Below are 20,407 nucleotides of genomic sequence, written 5' to 3' on the forward strand. Positions count from 1 at the left end.
TTGCCCCAGACCGATTGGGCTCAACTCCCTCTTCCACGCATACACCGTACATTCCCCTTCCTCGCGATGTTGTTCCGCTCTGCTGCTTCAGCGGCTTACGGTTCCTCGCGGGTCTGCGAAGACGTTCCCTATCGAACATATGTATTATTATACGGATGTATGTATAGATATCAAGACGGTCTGCAAAAAAATCCTTGCGTCCGTATGTTCATTCACACGGTCGGAGTTGGCGCCCTGACAAAAAACGGGGCAGCCGCAGCTGCCCCACTCACCTTTGCAGGACTGGCCAGACCCGGGCGGGTAACTGGTCATTCGGTCGCGATGCTTTGGTCTGTGATGTCCTTGCCGGGACGGATCATGAGAAAATGTTCCTTCGGGCGCATCAGCAGCGGCACCAACCGTTTCGCCGCCTCCGTCTGCCCACTCTCGCGCAGCTCCTTGTGATAGACCAGGAGCAGATCCGTCACATCGGTTTCCCCTTGCGCATCCAACGTCTGCAGGACCACCTTTGCGCCTTTGGCAATCCGCCGACGCAACGCCTCTTCGGTCAAACCGACAGAGGGATCATGGCGCACATACACCGATCCGCCCGTCATGCCCGCACACAGCCACGGACCGGGATCACCAAGGACGACCGCCCGTCCAGCCGTCATGTACTCGAACCCAAAGCCTTTGATGTTGGCCCGAGTGGCGATGTCGCCCTGTTCATCCTGAAGGGGTTCGGTGACTTCCCCACCGATGACGATATCGGCCCCTGAAAGCCGGATTCCGGCACGGGCATCGGCATGGTTCTGGACGATGAACACGCCATGCTGGGCCCCATAAGCCAATCCCTTTCCTACGGAACCGCCCAACCAGCGCCCATCGGCGACTTGCTGCTTGAGCACGGCAATCCTTCCGCCAAAGGCTCCCTTGCCCACGCCGTCCTGCGCCCCGCCATAGGCGACCGAGTGCATCCCCGCCATATGGTACGCGGCGAACCCATTGCCTGCCACATACGGGTATGCCGCCAGACGACGGCCCTCAGGCTGGTGGTGATGACGCACCACTTCACCGCTCTCATAGGTCGAGAGAACCCGTGGGGCCTCAACCACCAACCGACTTTCTTGAGCATCGACCAACGCCAGGTGTTCATGCCGGCCATGTGCACTACGGCCAGCCGGCATCCCAACCTGAGTCTCTTCACCCACCGCGATAGCGAGCGGCTGACTCACCTCGGTAACCATCTCCGTATACGTGGCGCGCGCTTGCGGCTGAATGCGCGTGCCCCTGCCCAGATACTCGCGGTTGAAGTGCGTTAGCTCGGCCAAGTCCAAGGTTTCGAACGCCGCGCACTGCTCCAACAGGTCGCTGCGCCCCACCAAATCCTGTGTCCGTTCGGCACCCAGCTGATAGGTCAAACGGCGCACATGTTCACCGACGGCCGTGAAGAACCGCACCAAATGTTCCACAGCCGCCTCGAATTCACGCGGACTGAACGACTTCACGCCCTTTTCTGCAGCTTCTTCCATCGTGGTCATCTGCGTCGCGATGCCGACATGGCAGGTGTCCTTGTGGCAGGCGCGGCACGCCGTACACCCGATGGCCACCATGGCCATCGTGCCAAACCCGACCCGGTTGGCCCCGAGCAGGATGGCCTTCATGACGTCGGTTCCGGACTTCATGCCACCGTCCGCCCAGATTTCCGCCCGATCACGCAGGCCTGTCGCACAGAGAGCTTCATGCACCCGCTTGACTCCGATTTCCATCGGCAGCCCCACGTGCCGAATCGCGTGCGAACGCGCCGCGCCGGTTCCGCCGTCAAACCCACTCAGTTCCACGATGTCGGCGCCGGCCTTGACGATGCCCACGGCAATCGTACCGATATTTGGAACGACAGGGACCTTGACGGCCACCTTGGCCAGGGGGTTGATGGTTTTCAACTCGTGAATGACCTGGGCCAAATCTTCAATTGAATAGATGTCGTGATTGTTCGACGGAGAAATCAGGTCCACCCCAGGTGATGCGTTACGGGCATTGGCAACCTGCTCCGTCACTTTCGATCCCGGCAAGTGCCCGCCTTCGCCCGGCTTGGCACCCTGACCAATTTTGATCTCCAACACGTACGCATTGTTGCACAGAAGAGCGTTGACGCCAAACCGGCCGGACGCAATCTGACGCCCACGGTGGCGCGGGTAGCGGTCGAGTAGGTCCTTGATCTCTCCGCCTTCCCCGTTCATGCCCACAATGTTCATGCGATAAGCGGCTTCGGCATAGGCCCGATAGACGGTCTCCCCCTGAGAGCCAAACGACATGGAGCTGATGAGAATCGGATAGGCGTGACCATCGATAGTGGTATCCACGTCCTCCACGCGCTCGGCCCTCTTCAGACCCGGGTCCGGCTGTTCGACGAACCGAAGGGCATGCCTCAGATTGATAGGATTCTCCCGCTCGAACTCCTGCAGCTTGTCGTGGAAGGTGTCATAATCGGCCAAGCCCATCCCGACAAGTCCGGCCGCTTTCCAGATCCGCGGATACAATTGGAAGGCGCGCCGACGCTTCGTCTTCCCATCCTCCACATCGTAGATCTCCTGGCGCAGCTTGGCGTCCGCCTCCATGTTGGCGAAGCCATAGCCGGCCGAATCCCCGCCGCAGAAATTGGGAACGCCGAGAATATCGGCCACTTCCGTGGCCAATCCAATGGCGCCAAACAACCGCTCGTAGCCGCGCAGCTCGTGAATGCCAATGGTCGAAATGACCTTTTCAATGCCTTTGCAGAGGGCATGATACAGATTTTCCAACCCCTGCAGGCCACTGCGCTCAGCTGCGACCTCCCACATCAGATACGGGTTAACCGCATCGGCGCCGAGACCAAGGGCGCACATCACGTCGTGCAGGTTGCGGAGCCCGCCGCTGCGCAGAATCAGACTGCAGCGCCGACGCAGATGTTCGCCGCGGCCGCTGGCAGCCGGGCGCAACAACGATTTGTGCACCGCGGCCACGACCAGAAACGGATCGATATACGTGCCGCGACGGAACTGCGCCCTGTCGTCCAGTACGATCACGTTGGCCCCTGCCTGCACTGCCTCCAACGCCTCGTGATGGAACCTTTGCAGAGCCTCTCCAATCGACTCTCCTTCGTTCCGATGGATGAGAATCTCCGCCGTCCCGTTCACGCTGGTGCGCAGGGCCGCCAATACGTTTTCATAGCACAGCGTCCCCAGACGATGGGACAAGACCTGCAATTCTTCTTGATCAATCCCCAATCGCTCAGGCAGCGCCTCCAGCAATAGCGGCGACTGCACTTCAATGCGCGGCGCATCCTGGTAATCACCGGCCAAAGACGGGCGGCGACCCAACACGGAACGCGTGCTGAAGTGCTCCACCTCACGTTCGCGGTCGATGGCCGGATTGGTGACCACCGCCACCGTCTCCTGCAAAAAGTCAGACAACGCGCGCGGACCATCGTCCAAAGCTGGCAACGGTCCATCGTAACCGAGGGATTTGATGGGTTCAGCACCCGTTTGGGTCTCGAATTCCAGCCACTTGAAATCGTCTTCCCGCCATCCATGCGCCGCCGTGCGCAGCGGCAGCGGCTTTGCGTCTCCCGGGCGAGCGGCGATATCGGCATGTTCCTGATAGGGCCCTGTGAAATGAACGCTCTTGCCAGCGCCGAGGAAACTGTAACGGTCCTTCATCTGGCCCAACACTTCACGCCGAATCTCCTTGTGACGGTATAACCGGGCTCCCGCCGGGGACATGCGGATACCCATCTTTTCACCCGGCGCCAGAGGCAGCGGATCGGCAACCCAGTAGGCTGTGGGAATAATGCCCTGCTCCGAACTGAAGCAATAGGCATCTTCGGTTTCCACCAGCCACATCGGCCGCAGGCCCAGGGCATCTACCGAGAAGACGGCTTCCTCGCCGAATCGGGCCATGATAGCCGCGGGCCCTTGAGCAAACGGCCCCCACATCGAGCGAAAATACATGTACATATCTGTCAAATCGTCCGGCAACTGCTTGATCTCGTTCAAAATTGGGGGAAACAGCAGTTCCATCGCGGCAAACAGGCTCCACCCTTTGTCGGCGACCAAGTGGTGAAGAACGCTGTTGACCATTTGGGAATCGCTGCAAGTCGGGTCAATCTGAATGCCTAACATGGCCCCTTCCTCATAGAAGCGGGCAATGGTGTTGATCTCCCCGTTGTGCCCCAGGAGAGAAAACGGCTGCACGCGCGACGGCGTCGTCGTGGTGTTGGTTGAAAAACGGGTATGACCGAGCACAAAGGACGATACGCAGTTCACGTCAGCCAAGTCGTCATAGGCAGTGACCAGGTCGTCCGCATCTCCGACCACCTTGTAGACAACACTGCTGCGACCGAGGGAGAGGACATGAACCTCTGCCATCGCTTCCAGTTGCACGGTGAGGCGGTAACAGTCGGCATCCGTCACCGACACCCCTAGGCCCGCAATCTGCAAAAACGCGGGGCGCAGCGGCGGCTGTTCAGCCCTTTCTGCAGGCACGACCGTGTGACGTCGGCACAACAGCGGCGCGATGCCTGCTCCCATCAGTTTCGTCTCGATCACGTTGGCCAAACGATCCAGCTCGTCACCAGCGGCCTCCAGGAAGAAATGCCCCACCACAAAATGTTCGTCATAGGCCCACTGCACATCCCGCCCGGCAGCCGCCAACCTACGCCGCCACAGGTCGCGAGGAATATCCAACAGCAAGCCGCACCCGTCACCGCGCCCGTCCACGTATCCAGCCCGGTGACGCAGTGCCTTGAGCGCCTCCAAACCAGCTTTCACTGGTTTCTTGCTGGGCTTCCCTGTTTTCTCTATGCGCGCGAAAATACCACACGCATCGTGCTCCCGATGGACATCCATTGTCAAAGCGTTCAAGTCCAACTGCGTCACTTCCTTTCTTCCCGTTGCTCCGCCTCGTTCGGACGGTTCTCTCTTCGGCCGGGCCCGGGTGCGTGACGTCTCTCCACTCGTCCCCGCATACATCGACCAGCGGCCGCTGACGTGACTTTCCTACACCTTCAGCCCACTCGTAAAACCGATAGATTAAATATACAACATATTGCATAATGATTCTATATCGTGTTATAAAAATTAGGTACCTACTTTGCTCCCTCCGCTCCCTTGCCGGAGCGGTTTGACCGTTGGAAAGGGGGACCTGCCGTGCTGGTTCGCAAGGCAACCGTCGACGATGTCCCAGCTATGCACCGGCTTATCAATCACTTCGCTCGCGAAGGGTTGATGTTGCCGCGCACGGAAAAATCCCTCTATGAAAACCTACAATGCTTCGCGGTCGCGGAGTTGTCTGGGCAGGTCGTCGGAACGGCGGGTCTGCATATCCTGTGGAAAGACCTCGCGGAAATCCGGTCGCTCGCGGTCGATCCAGAACAACATGGACAAGGCATCGGCCGCAGACTGGTTGAATCCTTGCTCGAACAGGCGACAACCCTTCACATTGAACAGGTTCTGTCACTGACATATCAAACTGCATTCTTTGACAAACTGGGGTTTCACACTGTGGCGAAGGAGACGCTGCCGCACAAAATTTGGACGGATTGCATCTATTGTCGGAAATTCCACCAATGCGACGAGACGGCCATGCTTTATTATACCAAAGTGCGCGGAAAATTCAACGCAGCGTCGGCTGCACACGCATAAAACTTACGACCCACCCCAATCGCCGGATACCGCCGGTAACAGGATGGGCCGCTTGTCTTCTTCAGAGAGCCGCGGCTTGCAGTCGCTCGAACAGTTCGTCCACGTGCCGCTGGCCGATGATGAGCGGCGGTACAAGACGGACCCTTGTCGGCGCGACGGCTGTCAGCAAGACCCCGGCGGCCAGCGCCTTGCCAACAAATTCGCGAGCGTCGGGCACATCCACGCCCCACATCAAACCGCGCCCAGACACGTTGGAAAAGCGTTCCTGCAAGCGGTTCTGCAAGTATGCCCCAACTTCTTTCACTCGTTCGAGAAAGCCCGTTTCCAGCACTCGATCCAGCACTGCGTTGGCGGCCGCCATGGCCAACGGGTTGCCGCCAAAGGTGGAACCGTGCGATCCGGGCGTGAACGCGGCAGCCACTTCCCTCCGAGCCAGCACCGCACCTATTGGAACTCCATTCGCCAATCCTTTGGCCATCGTCACAATATCCGGCTCCAGACCCACCTGTTCAAAAGCGAAGAATGTCCCGGTGCGTCCCACACCGGTCTGCACTTCATCGACAATCAGCAGTGCCCCCACCTCACGGCAACGAGCCTGAATGGATTGCAATAGGTCTGCCGGCAGCACCCGTAGACCGCCTTCCCCTTGGATGACCTCGACGATGCACGCCGCTGTATCGGGGGCAATGGCGTCCAGCACTCCGTCCAAGTCCGCTGGCGTACGACACCCTGGCAATAGCGGTGCGTAGCCTTCGTGGTAGGCCGGTTTCGGCGTGACGGAGAGCGCGCCCAGCGTCCGCCCATGAAAACCGTTGGGCAGGGATACAATCACGTGTTTGCCGGCCCCATAGTTCTGCCATGCGCTGCGACGAGCCAACTTGATGGCCGCCTCGTTCGCCTCCGCACCTGAATTACAAAAAAATACGGCGTCGAGTTGTGCGAGTTCGGCAAGGCGTGTCGCCAACCGTTCACGCAGGGGATGCGCATAGAGGTTGGAGCAGTGCACCAGAGTTTCCGCTTGTTCTTGAAGCGCACGCGTCACACCCGGATCGGCATGACCAAGATTGCACACAGCGATGCCAGCCGTAAAGTCCAGGTAAGCCACGCCTTTGTCGTCGTATAAATAAGCCCCTTGGCCGCGCACGGCGGTGATGGGCGGCTGCCCGTAATTCCCCATCAACGCCGAGCGCGTCGCCTGTTGATTTTGACCTTTCTCGCTCATGGTTTCCACCTCGCTACGACGCGCGCACCCGCGTACCGTGTTCGTCGGCCCAAGCCTGCTCTCCTGGATATGTAACCGCAGCTTCGGCTGCCAGGCGAGCATCCCCCTTGAGAACAAACCCGCTTCCGACACCGGCGCTCAAGGCGTCGCACAGCGCGCGCACCTTTGGAATCATCCCGGCCGCAAAACTACCATCGGACATCAGCCGCTGCAGCTCGGCGACGGTCGTATCCACCAACCGCTCGCCATTCGCAAAATCGCTGAATATCCCAGGCACATCTGTGAAGAAAACGATTCTCTCCGCCTTCAGCTCCATCGCCACGGCGGCTGCGGCTCCGTCGGCGTTCACATTGTAACGGAGCCCTTGCTCATCCGCGGCCACCGGAGCCAACACCGGTATACACCTGGCGGCCGCACTGGCACGGAGCCTCGTTGCGTCGACGGAGTATATGCGGCCTGTACGGACAAGGCCGGGCCACGGCTCTGCGAACAGGACACCGTCACAGCCCGCAATTCCGACGGCGTTCACCCGCTGCTGGCGCAGAGCCGCGACCAGTTCGGGATTGACTTCACGGGCCAAGACCTGTTCGACAATTCGCACCCCGTCCTCGGTGGTCAAACGCTGTCCTTGGACAAACGGCTGTTCGATGCCCGCTTGGCGCAGACGCTCGCTGATGCGCGGACCTCCGCCATGGACAACGACCACCTGGCGCCCGGTTGCGAGTGCCTGACGGATCGCAGCAACGACGACGTCCGCGTGGGCGCCCTGGAGAGAACCTCCCACTTTTATGACAACCCATGGAGCCAACGTCATTCGCCTCCTCGCGCCCATCCCTCTCTAGGGATACACAGGCAATCCTGCCAATGCTTCGTCTTCCGCAAACCCGTGCATCACGTTGAAGTTTTGCACCGCCTGACCTGCCGCCCCCTTTTGCAGGTTATCCAACACGGAAAAGACTTGCAGCACACCGGTGCGTGCGTCCATGCGATAGCCGATGTGGCAACGGTTGCTACCACGAACATGTTTCAGCTGTGGATACTCCCCAGGCGCATGCACGGTGATGAACGGCTCGTCACGGTACCGATTGAGAAAGGCTGCCTGAATGTCCGCATCGTCAATCGGGGACTGCGGCTGTATGTAGGCACTGACGAAGAGCCCGCGTGTGCAGGGCAACAGCTGCGTGGTCAGCAACAAACGCCCGCGAAACCCAGCCTGGGCCAATTGGGTTTCGATCTCCGGGGTGTGCTGGTGCTGCCCCACCTTGTACGCATAGAAGTTTTCCCCTAGTTCCGCCAGCATGGATGCAGGGGTGGCCTTGCGCCCCGCTCCAGACACACCGGATTTGGCGTCGATTATAAGCGGTTGCTCCGGCGGGATTAGATGCGCAGCATATAGTGGGAGCAAAGCCAAGAGTACAGCGGTCGCATAACACCCCGGATTGGCTACTAAGGTCGCCTGTCGGATAAGATCGCGCCGCCACTCGGTCAACCCGTATACCGCACGATCCACCAGTTCCTGCTGGACCGCTGGATGGGCATACCATTGCTCGTATAGAGTACCTGGCAAACGCAGGTCTCCGGACAGATCAACAACCTTTTTTCCGGCTCTCCACAACTCGCCGGCGATGACGCCGGAGCGCCCGGATGGTAGTGCCACAAACAGCGCGTCACAGCGCTCAACGGCAGCCGCCGGCTGGTAGGTTTCCATGGTCAAGTTGGAGAAACCCGGTAGATACGGATGCTCCAGCGACAGTGCCCGCTCTTCCTGATGATTACCCGCCACATAGGTGATTGCGACATGCGGGTGCTGGGAGAGGATGCGCATCAATTCAACGCCGGAATAGCCGGTTGCCCCGATTACGCCGACGCGCACCTTGTCTCTGTTCATCCGGCATATTCATCCCCATTCATGCATTTATATGCAGAATACCACAAGAGACACCAGGATGACCAGACGTTTGTGATTTCCACGAATGTCCGTACCGCCGGACGGATGTCCCATCATGAGATGGTATATCCCGAAAGGAGGAGATCCTATGTATGGCGTGTTTGGCGGGTACACTCGATGGGCGGTCGTATTCTTGATCATCTTCGTGCTGTTCTTCTTGTTCGTCCCGGCCGCCGGGACCTATGCCGCGAGCGGGCCCACAATGGCCACTTATCACGGCATGGACGGATACTATACCACCTGGCATGACGGATACGGGCACGAAAGCTCCAGTCTCTGACAGTCAGCGGACGGATACCGCTCGCCAGCAGCAGCGCCTATCGCACCCTATCCCCACCCCACCACGGCGGCTGCGGCCCGAATGCACGCGACGGGTATCGACAACCTGCGGTTTGGGCGCCTACAAGAAGCGCCCTTCCTGCATTCTGTGACACTTGTGTCGGAATTATGACAGCGTTTCGAGATCGATCCCCTTCGACAATCTTCACTCTCGCTATGTGCGGATGGATGTGATTGAATAGACAAGTGTGTGTCAGACACCAACCGAACCATGTGAAACGTGGTTGAACGAATCTGATAAAGATGACGGAGAGATACCAGTGAACGGACCGACCATCCTGAACGCCCTGTGTCAGCAATGTGGATTTTACGGATCCCAGAAGTGCCCGCTGTGCATCGTCGAAATCCAACGCCAAAAACTTGTCGTAGCGGCCATGGCGAAGCAGTTTCCCAAAAATAACCTCCGCCGCAGCAGCTAGTCCTGCCGCTCTGGCCATCCGGCTCCACGCGTTGGACCCGGATGGTACCAGAGTATCGAGTAAACCAGCTATGTGATGTCAAGTCCTTCATCAAGTTTCAAGAACCTTGCAGGGAAGTGATTTCAGGGCGTAGGTATGACGCAATCTTCGCCTCACCTGCTGCCCTGAATCGTTGCAAGTTCCGGTACCAGTGTTCTCGCTCCAGTTCGGTTCGTGTCTTACCCTTCTTGCCTCGAATCCCGCTTTCTCAAGAACCCGGATGGAGCCCGCATTGTGAGGCATTGCACCAGCCTCCAGGCGATGAAACCCCGGGACCGGAAAAGAGTTTACTTGACAACGAGCTTCACGGCTTCTGCGGCGTATCCATGACCATTATGCCCTTGGCCCAGACAGTACCCGAGCCAGCGCGACTGGAGTGGCCCCTTTAATGCCCCCATGTTATAGCTGGAATATAAGGGTGTAACACAGTGTAGATGGAGTAGATACTTAGCCCCAACATCAAAAGTGCTATGATAAATACAACAATTGAAACCGCAGCGCTAAATGTTACAAGTCCACTTTCTTGTTGACGATAAGCGCGCAGACTAATAGTTCCAGCTACAATGCATAGGAGCATACTCGCTATGGTTGTGTATACACTGAATGAAGAAAATAAAATAAGAAGAGCAACTGCTGTAATTAGATTTAGTGAAGATCCCCTCGCTGCTCTTCACTATTGCCCGCAATAATTCTCCAATGCGCTGGTTGGTTCCTGCCGCGAGCTATACCCCATTCATAAGCGCAGTACTCGACACTATTCACGAACGAAAATAAGTAAAGTGACTGTATAACCGTTGAGCATACCCCTGTTTCTTGGTATAGAAGTTAGGCAAGACCGTTGCTGCTGAACAAAAAAGCGCACCCCCGAAGTAATCTCGAGAGTGCACATTCCCTTGTCTCGCAAGGACTTTTCAGCGTTATGGTGCGCCTACCAGGATTCGAACCTGGGCACCCGGTTCCGGAGACCGGTGCTCTATCCCCTGAGCTATAGGCGCAAGCGACAGCGTTTAATATAGCACAGGTGGTCACCAGATGCAACCCCCCCCCGCGATCACTCAGCGGGCCCCACGCATCTTTTTTGCTCGAACCCGTAAATCTCCCGCGGATCTCTTCCCACCTTCTGCATAAACACCGCCCCATAAACACTGCCCGTTGCAAATACTCCCTGATCCCGGACCGGATACAGCCGACGTCAAGCCATTCTGAGCCGAAGCCAGAAGACTGTCCTTGAAGCTCGACAGCGCATTCTCTCCGAGTGGCCGGGTCCTGTTTGGGGACCGCACACCGATAAGGGTTCCAAATTCTTGAACCCCCATCTCCCGCGGTTTACCAAGACCCACAACCTGCAATTTACGCGCCTCGCCCCATCAAACTCAGGAATGGATTGTCGACACCTTGTGTCCACGGGCCGTCAAGACATCGAGAATGGCCCCCGCCTTGCGGCCCGTCTCACGCCATTCCTCTGCGGGGATGCTGTCCGCCACAATGCCCGCGCCTACTTGCACGTGATACTGCCCCTGCCACTCCACCACACTGCGGATGAATATGGCCAGATTTGCGTTGCCCGCAAAGTCAACCATGCCAATCATACCGCCATACGGACCTCGGGCCACCCTCTCCAATTCATCAATGATCTCCATCGCGCGGATTTTTGGGGCACCAGACAGAGTACCTGCAGGAAACGTGGCGAGCAAGGCATGGAAAATACTCACTTCCGGCCGGATGCGCCCTCGCACCGTCGACACCAGGTGCAGCACATGCGAATACGCCTCCACGTCCAGCAGGTTAATCACCGCAACGCTGCCCACCTCGCACACCCGGCCCAAATCGTTGCGGCACAGGTCAACCAGCATCACATGCTCAGCGCGTTCTTTCTCGTCGGCCAGAAGCTGCTGACGAAGCCGCTCATCCTCCTCGGGGGTGCGGCCGCGGCCCTTCGATGTCCCCGCAATGGGCTTCATTTCCGCCCACCGCTCCAGGGCGCGGAACTGTACTTCGGGGCTCGCGCCGAATAGTCGATAAGAGGGATACTCCACCATGAACATGTACGGCGACGGATTCAGCCGTCGCAGCGCATCGTACGCTGTGTAATGGTGGACCTGTTTGTCAATGCGCAGCCGGCGCGACGGAACGACCTGGAACACGTCCCCGGCACGGATATACTCGACGGCCCTGCGTACGGCCTCTTCGTAGTCCGCCTGTGCCATGTCCTCATATACACGCGTGGGCCCCGATTTCCTGGTCCTGTCCAGCCGAACGTCCGCCTCAGTCAACTGCGGTGGACATTCCAGCCAAGACGCCACCTGTCTCCGAATCCACGCGGCCGATTCACACAACTCCCGATATACTGCGTCATCCACCAGGTCTTGTACAGCATCAAGACAATCCCCTACAGTCAGCTGGCCGTCGTCAAACCTCAGCATCACCGCATGCCATTGAAACCGTACATCGGGCAGCTTCCGATCATCCACGACCGAAAAAGGAATCCGCTCCAGATAGCGAACGGCGTCATAGCCCATGTACCCCAACAGGCCAACAGAAAACGGGGCGTCTCCAGTGCCGGCAAAATCGGCCGCCTCCATCCGCAGCGCGTCGAACAACTCCATGACTTCTGCAGGCCGGTAGGACAGTCGTTCATCTCCCAGCACAGAGGGAGCCAATGTGTCCCGCAGTGACTCCGGTTGAAAACCACGGTCGACTAATCGATCCCGCATGGCTTCCCGCAGCCCATCAACCGCCAATACATCCACCCGCCCGTCCTTGGCCTGAATCTCCAGGATAGGCAGGACGCCCAGGAGGCTCATTCCGTATCGCTTGTCCGCATCCGCAGCCGCGTCCAAGAGGAAAGCGCGGCCTTCCCCGAGGGTTCGGACCAGATCAACATAAGCATAAAATGGGTCTACAGAGTGCGCCACCACCGTGTGCGTGTTCATGGATGCGCCACTCCCGCAGGCGCACTCTCCACGGCAGCGCCGGTTGTTTGCAAAAAGTTGCTCAAAATCGTTTTTCCATGCTGGGTCAATATGGATTCGGGGTGGAACTGAACGCCAACGGCCCCAGTTGGGCAATGACGCAGTCCCATGATAAGATCATCTGTCCACGCGGTAACGGCAAACTCTGGAGGCAGCGAGTCTCTCTCCACAATCAGAGAGTGATAGCGAGTGGCGAGGAACGGATTCGGAATCCCAGAAAACAGAGGGTCATCATCATGCGAGATGAGCGACGTCTTGCCGTGCCGCACTTCGGCCGCCCGAACGATGCGTCCACCAAACGCTGCCGCCAAGGATTGATGACCCAAGCAAACACCGAGCACCGGGATACGGCCGGCAAAGTACTGAATGGCCTCAACCGATACCCCGGCCTCCTTCGGTGAGCAAGGCCCGGGAGAAACCACCAGAGCCTGCGGGTGCAACGAGATCAGCTTCGACAGTGGCTCGTGGTTACGCAGCACAAAAACATCGGCACCAAGTTCGCCCAGATACTGCACAAGATTGAATGTAAAGGAATCATAATTGTCAATTACCAGTACCATCATCATTCCTCCTCTCAACTCAGAGCTGAGCCCATAAAAAATCACAGCCGGAGCTGTGCATATCCCCGACCCCCACCCGAGCCGGTGGAAGCCAGATACAAGGACGCAGCTCAACTCATCTCAGCTCATCTCGCCTCCAGCTTACCCGCTCGGTTGAACTCCTGTCAACCGGAAGCCTGCCCCTCACCCGAACATAAAAAAAGAGCCCTTTCCCGGACTCCGCTTGGTGGGCCTAAGAGGACTTGAACCTCTGACCTCACGATTATCAGTCGTGCGCTCTAGCCAGCTGAGCTATAGGCCCCAGTGGCGGAGCTGACGGGATTCGAACCCGCGTTCTCCTGCGTGACAGGCAGGCATGTTAGGCCTCTACACCACAGCTCCATATTGGTTGCGGGGGCAGGACTTGAACCTGCGACCTTCGGGTTATGAGCCCGACGAGCTGCCAACTGCTCCACCCCGCGGCAGTAAACATATTCAATAATGAAGAGCAAACTTGGTGGGCGGTGGCAGGATCGAACTGCCGACCCCTCGCGTGTGAGGCGAGTGCTCTCCCGCTGAGCTAACCGCCCTGGTGACCCCAGGGGGACTCGAACCCCCGTTACCGCCGTGAAAGGGCGGTGTCTTAACCGCTTGACCATGGGGCCTTTTATCAGGAACGCCCGAACCTCACGCACAGACTCCGTCCGGCACGCCATAATCAAGTTGGCTCCCCGAGTAGGATTCGAACCTACGACCCTCCGGTTAACAGCCGGATGCTCTACCGCTGAGCTATCGAGGAATGTGGTGGAGCTAAGCGGATTCGAACCGCTGACCTCTAGAGTGCGATTCTAGCGCTCTCCCAACTGAGCTATAGCCCCACGTTGGTGCCGAAGGCCGGACTCGAACCGGCACGGTTTCCCGCACGATTTTGAGTCGTGTGCGTCTGCCAATTCCGCCACTTCGGCACTGGCGTGCCCGGAGAGATTCGAACTCCCGACCTCTTGATTCGTAGTCAAGCACTCTATCCAGCTGAGCTACGGGCACTCACGTCTGCCATTTGTCGCTCTATTGAGCGACGCTCTTTATTGTACCTGATTTCGACGGAACTTGCAAGCACTTCATCCGCTTCATTGTCGTTGCCGTCCCCGTTCGGCGGGGACATCAATTTTATAACACATTGGCCTCGGCCTGTGCAAGGGTCGGGCTCACATCCATAATTCCCGTTCGATTTTGCCATCTCCGACTTGACACGCGAGTTCATAGAACACCCGGATTGGCTCATACAATCAAGACAAGCGGACGAGGAGGGTCAGGCATGTGGGAAGACTTCAAACGGTTCATGACGAGCCCCAACGTATTGGATTGGGCCGTGGGCGTCGTGATTGGCACCGCCTTTGGGCGCATCATCGATTCCTTTGTCAACGACATCATCACTCCACCCATCGGCTTGCTGCTGGGCCACATGGACTTCCGGGACCTGTTTCTCAACCTCGGCGGCGGCCACTATCATACTCTTCCCCAGGCCCAAGCCGCAGGAGCCGCCACCATCAACTATGGGGCGTTCATCAACACCGTGCTGAATTTTCTCTTGGTATCCGTCATCGTGTATTTTTTAGTGCGGCAATTGCACGCTTCTGTGCGTCCGCGCGGCTCTCTGTCAGCGACCAAACTATGTCCTTATTGCAGATCGACCATTCCAATTCACGCTGTACGCTGCCCATATTGCACATCCAATTTGCAATCGCGTACTCACGATCCGAACGACCGCGGTGGGAGAGAGGCGCCTGTCGTCATCGTGGGCGCCCAAGAGGCCGTCCACCGCAATCGCCCGGCAGCGCCTCGGGAATACGGCAGATCTACAGGCGAGAAATGATGTGGCGGGCCACATACACCCCGCTGCTGGCAGCTTGCGAAATCCCGCGCGAAATCCCGGGGCCGTCACCTGCGCAGTACAATCCGTCCACCTTGGTCTGCAGTGTCGTATCCACTTCGGCTCGTGCCGCGTAGAACTTCGCCTCGACACCGTAAAATAGCGTGTGCTCGCTGGCCACTCCCGGCGTCACATGGTTTAAAGCCTCCATCATCTCCTGCAGGGCGACCATGGTCTTGTAGGGCAGCACCAGACCCAGGTCTCCTGGAACCGCTTCCTTCAACGTCGGTTCTACAAAGCCTTCGCGGATGCGCTCGGGGGTGCTCCGGCGTCCTTTCAGGATGTCCCCATAACGCTGCACGATAATGGAGCCATTCGACAGTTCATTGGCATGGCGACAGATCTGTTTGGCGAACTCGTTCGGGCGATCGAACGGTTCGGTAAACCGGTGGCTGACCAACAGCGCAAAGTTGGTATTCTCGCTCCCCAGCGCTGGGTCTTTGTAGGCGTGTCCGTTGGCCGCCATGACCCCGGTATGATTTTCCACCACCACATGACCAGAGGGATTGCTGCAAAATGTGCGCACGCGTAGGCCAGTGGATGGCGAATTAAAAATGAATTTGCCTTCATAGAGGTGCTCATTGATCTCCTGCATGACCACATTGGACGTTTCCACGCGCACCCCAATGTCCACTTGATTGTTGGTCATCCGCAGCTTGTGTCGGCGAAATCGTTCCGACAACCAGGTCGATCCGTCCCGGCCTGGAGCTGCCAACACAAATCGAGCCCCTATTCTCTCCCCATCGCGCAGGCACACCCCCCGTATCTTCCCATCCTCAATCCAGAAATCTTCGACGAACGTTCGAAACCGCAGTTCCACATGTTGGGATAGGTAATCGAAGATACTCTTCATGAGTTCGAGGTTCTTGTCCGTTCCGATGTGGCGAACGCGCGCCCGCAGCAATTTCAAACCGGCGCCAATGGCCTTGCGTTCAATGCGGGCCACAGCCGGTGTCGTGGGATCTGTAATGGCTTCCGGCGCTCCGTGGCGAAGATTGATGTCATCCACATAATGAATCAACTGCAGAACCTCGGAGGATGACAAGTATTCAGTCAGATAACCGCCAAACTCGGAAGTGATGTTAAACTTGCCGTCGCTGAAGCTGCCAGCGCCACCTGCTCCATTGATGACCCCGCAAGCGGGCCAACAGCTGGCATATGTTTTGATCTTGTTGGCCGGCGGACACTTGTCAATCTTGCCTTCCATGATGGGACAATGGCGATATCGAGCCTCTACTCCTTTGTCAATCAAGAGCACCTTGGCGCCGGGCGCTTTTATGGTGAATTCGTAAGCCGCATACAGACCTGCGGGACCTGCTCCAATAATCACGACGTCGTACTGCGTGCTGGACATGACAATCCTCCCTGATGAATTTCGACACAGACGCAGGTGACCCCACGTCTCCACATGACATGCGATCCGAACGTTTTATATGACAAGCTATGAGATTGTTCGTATCTGTACCTCCTATTATACCCCCTGATCGTAAGAAATCATCTTGATCGACCATACAGGGATTCCAGGGAATTTATACCACGCGCAAGGACGAATCAGTACGCTACAAAGGCAGCGTCAGCGCAAAACCAGGAGCCTTCACCCGCCCGGGTTCGTCGCGAAAGATGGCCGCACGCCCCGTCGTCATGGTGCATTATTTACATAAAAATTCTATATAGGAGCATCCAGGGTGGCGAAATTTGGACACGAGGGAATCATGCTCCTGTTCCAGTACCCGGAATACGCAAAGCGATGGGTGGGCAGCGTTATATCGGCGTTTGGCAATCAAATCGGTTGGATGGCCTTGATCTGGTTTATCATGAAATGATCTGGAGGTGCATCCGCAGTCGGTGTTGTGACACTGCTTTATCAGTTGCCACAGGCTGTGCTTGCTCCGTTTGCCGGCGTCGTGCTCGACCGATATCCACGCACACGCGTCCTGGCCATCGCCATTTGGCCTTGGGGGCGCTTGTGGCAACGATGCGCCAGCGAATGGTTCCAATGGAGTTGCGCGGCCGCGTGTTCGGTGCCTCGGCACTCATAACGTCCGCTGGTACCCCCATCCGGGCTTGGCTGGCTGGTGTCCTGCTTACGTTCGTCACGCCAGAGTCGATGTTTCTCATTCTCGGTATCGTGACGATGGCCATAAGGGTCTCCGCAATCTTCTGGCCAGCCTTGCGCGGCGTGGATGACAGGCTGGACAAGCATCACCTTGACAGTTTTCTACTCGTCTTCTGGCCCATGTATGCCCACACACAACCGTTCATACAACATTCCCCAGTAGGAATCATACATCTCAGTTGTCTTGATTTTTTTGAGGCATCAATACCCTCTGTTGCGAAACACCTGTCATTCTGATTTCGGTCGCATGTTTCGTCCGGCATCCATAATGAAGGTCACGAGAGTTGATGGATGCATCGTGAAAATATCCTTTTGTTAAATCTGTATATCGATTCTTTCTTCTTTATTCCCGGTGACTTCTACGTATAGTGATTTTGCGGGATATCCTGGCGATGTAATCATCAAACCATATTTTCCGGTTGGAAGTTCTGTAAATCGAAACTCACCATGCTCGTCGACTGAGACGATTTGCAACGTTACCCAAGATATATCCATTAAATGAGCGGTTCCTCGCGTTATCTGTTCTCCTTCAGAGGTGGTCACGCGACCGACAATTGTTCCATTCGAGTCGCATAAAATCTTTACTCCTTTCCATTTACTGATGAGCGGCTCTAGAAACTCTGCATCTGGAATCGAATGATCTTTCGATGTATTCCTGTCATGCCTTAGAGCTTGGCGATAAACCTTCAAAGTCTCGGAGACCATTCTCGTTACGGACCAATGTTTGATGGCCCACCTTCTCGCTGACAGTCCAATTTTGGATCGTTGGCTGGGCAAATTCAGTAAGTGAGCCAATACATCAGCCAACTCCATACTGTTCCCAGGCTCAACAAGCCATCCAGTCTTCTCTGACTCAATCATTTCCGGAATGCCGCCTACTCGACTAGCAACAATTGGCTTGCCCGCCAGCTGTGCTTCCATCACAGCAAACGGGAGTGTGTCATGAAGAGTCGGCAAGACAACAACATCAGATTGCACGAGTAGGTTGGGGACATCGTTCCGATTGCCCAAAAAGTATACGAATTGTTCCAGTCCCTTGACTCGACAGAGTGACTCCAAACTGCTTCTCAGCACACCATCTCCGACAATCCAACAACGAAATCTATATCCTTGAAGTTTTAGCCTATATAATGCGTCAAATAGAGTAGCATGACCTTTGATTGGTACCAAGCGAGCAGGACAAACAATCAGCGGTATATCGTCATCATCGAATGTTTTTGATGTCTGATCAAAGGTAAGACGAGTCCCATAGGGAATCACATGCGCATTGTTTATTGGAACATGCAGCCCGTCAAATGTATTTCGCAGCCAAGTACACGGAAAAATGATGGCGTCCGCTGCCTTAGCACTCTCGGCTTCCTCGTGAATAACATATTCCATCTCCAATGGGTGCTTGGAAGGTTGATTTACATACCATTCATGCGATTTCACATTATGATACGTCACGACTAAGGGGATGTCGGAAGGCTTGACCCGGTATAGGCACCGAGCTGACAGAATGTCCTGTGCATGAATCAGATCATAATCCCCTAGTTGGAACTGTCGCAAAGCCAGTTCGACGGAATACCGCTCAATCTCTCGCCAGCGCACCCAGTTCGTCGCATGTGGAAAGTATTCATCAAAATAGCTATTCACTATCGGTTTAACCTGTTCTCGCATTGCTTGTTTATTTACTCGGTGCCCTGAGGAATGATATATTTCGCAGAGCCCTGGAGCATGTGCCACTAAATCTACTTGGTGTCCTTGGTGTTCGAGTTCTTCCTTCAATCCTTTGATATACGTAGATCGTCCACCGACTCTCGGATAAGCTGAATACGTAGCGATTAAGATTTTCATGCATATTCGACTCCTTTCGAAACACGGGTGGCAAAGGTACATGAAATCATTAAGTTACCGTATGCAAACGGAGACATGCTCGGTAGGTACAGGCGTTTAGGATTCGCGTCTTTCTAAGCCGCCAAATGCTGCGAACGGGCTCCGCCCGTTTGTTTTCCGCAGCATTCGAATGAAAAAATCATATAAATGTGACACATCGACGATTGGTCTTGAGTCAATGACCCCCATGCCGCACACGGCATCACAATCTATGAAAATGAGGGTTAGCGAGCTACCATGTTGCTAGACAGTCACAGGGATCTCGTTCCACTCTGGTACCACGAGTCCGTTCAATAGACGGGGCTGGGCGGCCTAGAGCACCACGATTTGTCGCTCCCGTTGCCGGGAAGCACGTACGGTAGAATTTCCATTGCATCGGTCGCCTTGTGGCTGTGATTCTCTTTTCAATGGGGAGTGGCAGCATATGCAGGTTGTACATGAGCGATGCTGCGGACTGGATGTCCACAAGAAGAAAGTGGTCGGTTGTATCATTACGCCGGAAACAAAGGAGGTTCGGACGTTCGGAACGATGACCGATGACTTTTAGTCCCTAACGGAGTGGATTCTCGGTCACGGATGTACGCAGGTAGCGATGGAGAGTACGGGTGTCTTTTGGAAACCGATCTTCAACCTGCTTGAGGACAAGAACCTCGAGGTACTTGTGGTCAACGCCCAACATATCAAGCAGGTTCCTAGCCGGAAGACGGATGTGCGGGACGCTGAATGGATAGCAGATCTGTTGCGCCATGGCCTGCTCAAGGGAAGTTATATCCCCGACCGCAACCAGCGTGAACTGCGGGAGTTGGTGCGTTACCGCAAGTCCCTTATCCGGGAACGGTCCAATGAGGTCAACCGTCTGCAGAAAGTCCTTGAAGGGGCCAATATCAAACTGGCGTCGGTGGCCAGCAACGTTGTTGGCGTATCCGGGCGGGCCATCCTCAATGAACTGGTTGGCGGCAACACGGATGAATTACGGCTCAAGGAACTGGTGAAGGGGCGCCTGCGGAGCAAGACCGTCGAATTGGAACGGGCATTGCGTGGTGTTGTGCGCCCACACCAGCGGATGATGCTGGCTGTACAGCTTCGGCACATCGACTACCTTGATGAGTTGATCGAAGAGGTCAGTGCTGAAATCGATCGGCGAATGCGCCCTTTTGAAGAGGACCTCCGGAGAATCGAGACGATACCCGGGATTGGTGAGCGGACAGCAGAATTGATACTGGCGGAGATTGGAACGAACATGAGCCGGTTCCCGAGTGCGGAGCACTTGGCGTCCTGGGCCGGGATGTGCCCAGGCAATAACGAAAGTGCAGGGAAACGACGAAGTGGCAAGACCCGCAAGGGGGAT

The 20,407-nt window shown here is 56.5% G+C and carries 11 protein-coding genes, 10 tRNA genes and 2 pseudogenes; 5 read left to right on the forward strand and 18 right to left on the reverse strand.

Features of this window, described 5'->3' with window-relative positions:
* Positions 1-308 precede the first annotated feature (308 nt).
* Positions 309-4,895 carry a glutamate synthase-related protein gene (locus ASH01S_RS01325; RefSeq protein WP_306302850.1) on the reverse strand — a complete coding sequence of 1,529 codons (4,587 nt, stop codon included), beginning with the start codon at positions 4,893-4,895 and terminating at the stop codon, positions 309-311.
* A 270-nt stretch (positions 4,896-5,165) separates the two neighbouring features.
* Here ASH01S_RS01325 and ASH01S_RS01330 point away from each other — a divergent pair, with 270 nt between their 5' ends.
* Entirely contained in the window at positions 5,166-5,660 is a 495-nt protein-coding gene (locus tag ASH01S_RS01330; RefSeq protein ID WP_067922233.1) for an N-acetyltransferase, read from the forward strand.
* Positions 5,661-5,721: 61 nt separating this feature from the next.
* Here ASH01S_RS01330 and ASH01S_RS01335 read toward each other — a convergent pair whose 3' ends face one another.
* From ASH01S_RS01335 to argC, 3 genes are read right to left on the reverse strand one after another with little or no spacing between them, the layout of a single operon-like run.
* Positions 5,722-6,882: an aspartate aminotransferase family protein gene (locus tag ASH01S_RS01335; RefSeq protein ID WP_067922236.1), complete on the reverse strand. Its 1,161-nt coding sequence runs from the start codon at positions 6,880-6,882 to the stop codon at positions 5,722-5,724.
* 13 nt (positions 6,883-6,895) lie between these two features.
* Positions 6,896-7,690 carry an acetylglutamate kinase gene (gene argB / locus ASH01S_RS01340; protein WP_169794163.1) on the reverse strand — a complete coding sequence of 265 codons (795 nt, stop codon included), beginning with the start codon at positions 7,688-7,690 and terminating at the stop codon, positions 6,896-6,898.
* Positions 7,691-7,720: 30 nt separating this feature from the next.
* Positions 7,721-8,770, reverse strand: coding sequence for an N-acetyl-gamma-glutamyl-phosphate reductase (gene argC, locus ASH01S_RS01345; RefSeq protein ID WP_067922242.1), 1,050 nt, complete (start codon positions 8,768-8,770; stop codon positions 7,721-7,723).
* 148 nt (positions 8,771-8,918) lie between these two features.
* Here argC and ASH01S_RS01350 point away from each other — a divergent pair, with 148 nt between their 5' ends.
* Positions 8,919-9,110, forward strand: coding sequence for a hypothetical protein (locus tag ASH01S_RS01350; RefSeq protein ID WP_067922246.1), 192 nt, complete (start codon positions 8,919-8,921; stop codon positions 9,108-9,110).
* Positions 9,111-10,547: 1,437 nt separating this feature from the next.
* Here ASH01S_RS01350 and ASH01S_RS01355 read toward each other — a convergent pair.
* The 12 genes from ASH01S_RS01355 to ASH01S_RS01410 all read right to left on the reverse strand — a co-directional run bounded on the left by ASH01S_RS01355 (position 10,548) and on the right by ASH01S_RS01410 (position 14,182).
* Positions 10,548-10,622: transfer RNA gene (locus ASH01S_RS01355), tRNA-Arg, on the reverse strand.
* 378 nt (positions 10,623-11,000) lie between these two features.
* Positions 11,001-12,560, reverse strand: a complete 1,560-nt coding sequence (locus tag ASH01S_RS01360; protein WP_067922248.1) for an anthranilate synthase component I family protein — start codon at positions 12,558-12,560, stop codon at positions 11,001-11,003.
* Positions 12,557-13,159: an anthranilate synthase component II gene (locus tag ASH01S_RS01365; RefSeq protein ID WP_067922250.1), complete on the reverse strand. Its 603-nt coding sequence runs from the start codon at positions 13,157-13,159 to the stop codon at positions 12,557-12,559. Before ASH01S_RS01365 ends, ASH01S_RS01360 begins: the two co-directional genes overlap by 4 nt.
* 224 nt (positions 13,160-13,383) lie before the next feature.
* A tRNA-Ile gene (locus ASH01S_RS01370) sits at positions 13,384-13,460 on the reverse strand.
* A 3-nt stretch (positions 13,461-13,463) separates the two neighbouring features.
* Positions 13,464-13,540 (reverse strand) — tRNA-Asp (locus tag ASH01S_RS01375).
* A 4-nt stretch (positions 13,541-13,544) separates the two neighbouring features.
* Positions 13,545-13,620, reverse strand: a tRNA-Met gene (locus ASH01S_RS01380).
* A gap of 33 nt (positions 13,621-13,653) precedes the next feature.
* Positions 13,654-13,728 (reverse strand) — tRNA-Val (locus ASH01S_RS01385).
* A tRNA-Glu gene (locus ASH01S_RS01390) sits at positions 13,729-13,803 on the reverse strand.
* A gap of 59 nt (positions 13,804-13,862) precedes the next feature.
* Positions 13,863-13,937, reverse strand: a tRNA-Asn gene (locus ASH01S_RS01395).
* Positions 13,938-13,940: 3 nt separating this feature from the next.
* Positions 13,941-14,016, reverse strand: a tRNA-Ala gene (locus ASH01S_RS01400).
* Positions 14,017-14,020: 4 nt separating this feature from the next.
* A tRNA-Leu gene (locus tag ASH01S_RS01405) sits at positions 14,021-14,103 on the reverse strand.
* 2 nt (positions 14,104-14,105) lie between these two features.
* Positions 14,106-14,182 (reverse strand) — tRNA-Arg (locus ASH01S_RS01410).
* 271 nt (positions 14,183-14,453) lie between these two features.
* On the opposite strand from ASH01S_RS01410, the pseudogene mscL reads away from it, so the two are divergent.
* Positions 14,454-14,885 (forward strand): annotated as a pseudogene (gene mscL, locus ASH01S_RS01415) (large conductance mechanosensitive channel protein MscL); the annotation flags it as partial.
* Between the two features lie 109 nt (positions 14,886-14,994).
* Here the strand turns inward: mscL and ASH01S_RS01420 are convergent.
* Complete coding sequence (locus tag ASH01S_RS01420) at positions 14,995-16,422, reverse strand: NAD(P)/FAD-dependent oxidoreductase (protein ID WP_067922253.1); 1,428 nt, start codon at positions 16,420-16,422, stop codon at positions 14,995-14,997.
* Positions 16,423-16,753: 331 nt separating this feature from the next.
* Here ASH01S_RS01420 and ASH01S_RS18265 point away from each other — a divergent pair, with 331 nt between their 5' ends.
* Positions 16,754-16,891, forward strand: coding sequence for a hypothetical protein (locus tag ASH01S_RS18265; protein WP_157066930.1), 138 nt, complete (start codon positions 16,754-16,756; stop codon positions 16,889-16,891).
* Between the two features lie 608 nt (positions 16,892-17,499).
* Here ASH01S_RS18265 and ASH01S_RS01430 read toward each other — a convergent pair.
* Positions 17,500-19,020, reverse strand: a complete 1,521-nt coding sequence (locus tag ASH01S_RS01430; RefSeq protein ID WP_067922258.1) for a glycosyltransferase — start codon at positions 19,018-19,020, stop codon at positions 17,500-17,502.
* Between the two features lie 463 nt (positions 19,021-19,483).
* Between ASH01S_RS01430 and ASH01S_RS01435 the strand changes: the two are divergent.
* Positions 19,484-20,407: pseudogene (locus tag ASH01S_RS01435) on the forward strand (IS110 family RNA-guided transposase); the annotation flags it as partial.

Source organism: Alicyclobacillus shizuokensis NBRC 103103 (genome assembly GCF_001552255.1).
GTDB lineage: Bacteria > Bacillota > Bacilli > Alicyclobacillales > Alicyclobacillaceae > Alicyclobacillus_G > Alicyclobacillus_G shizuokensis.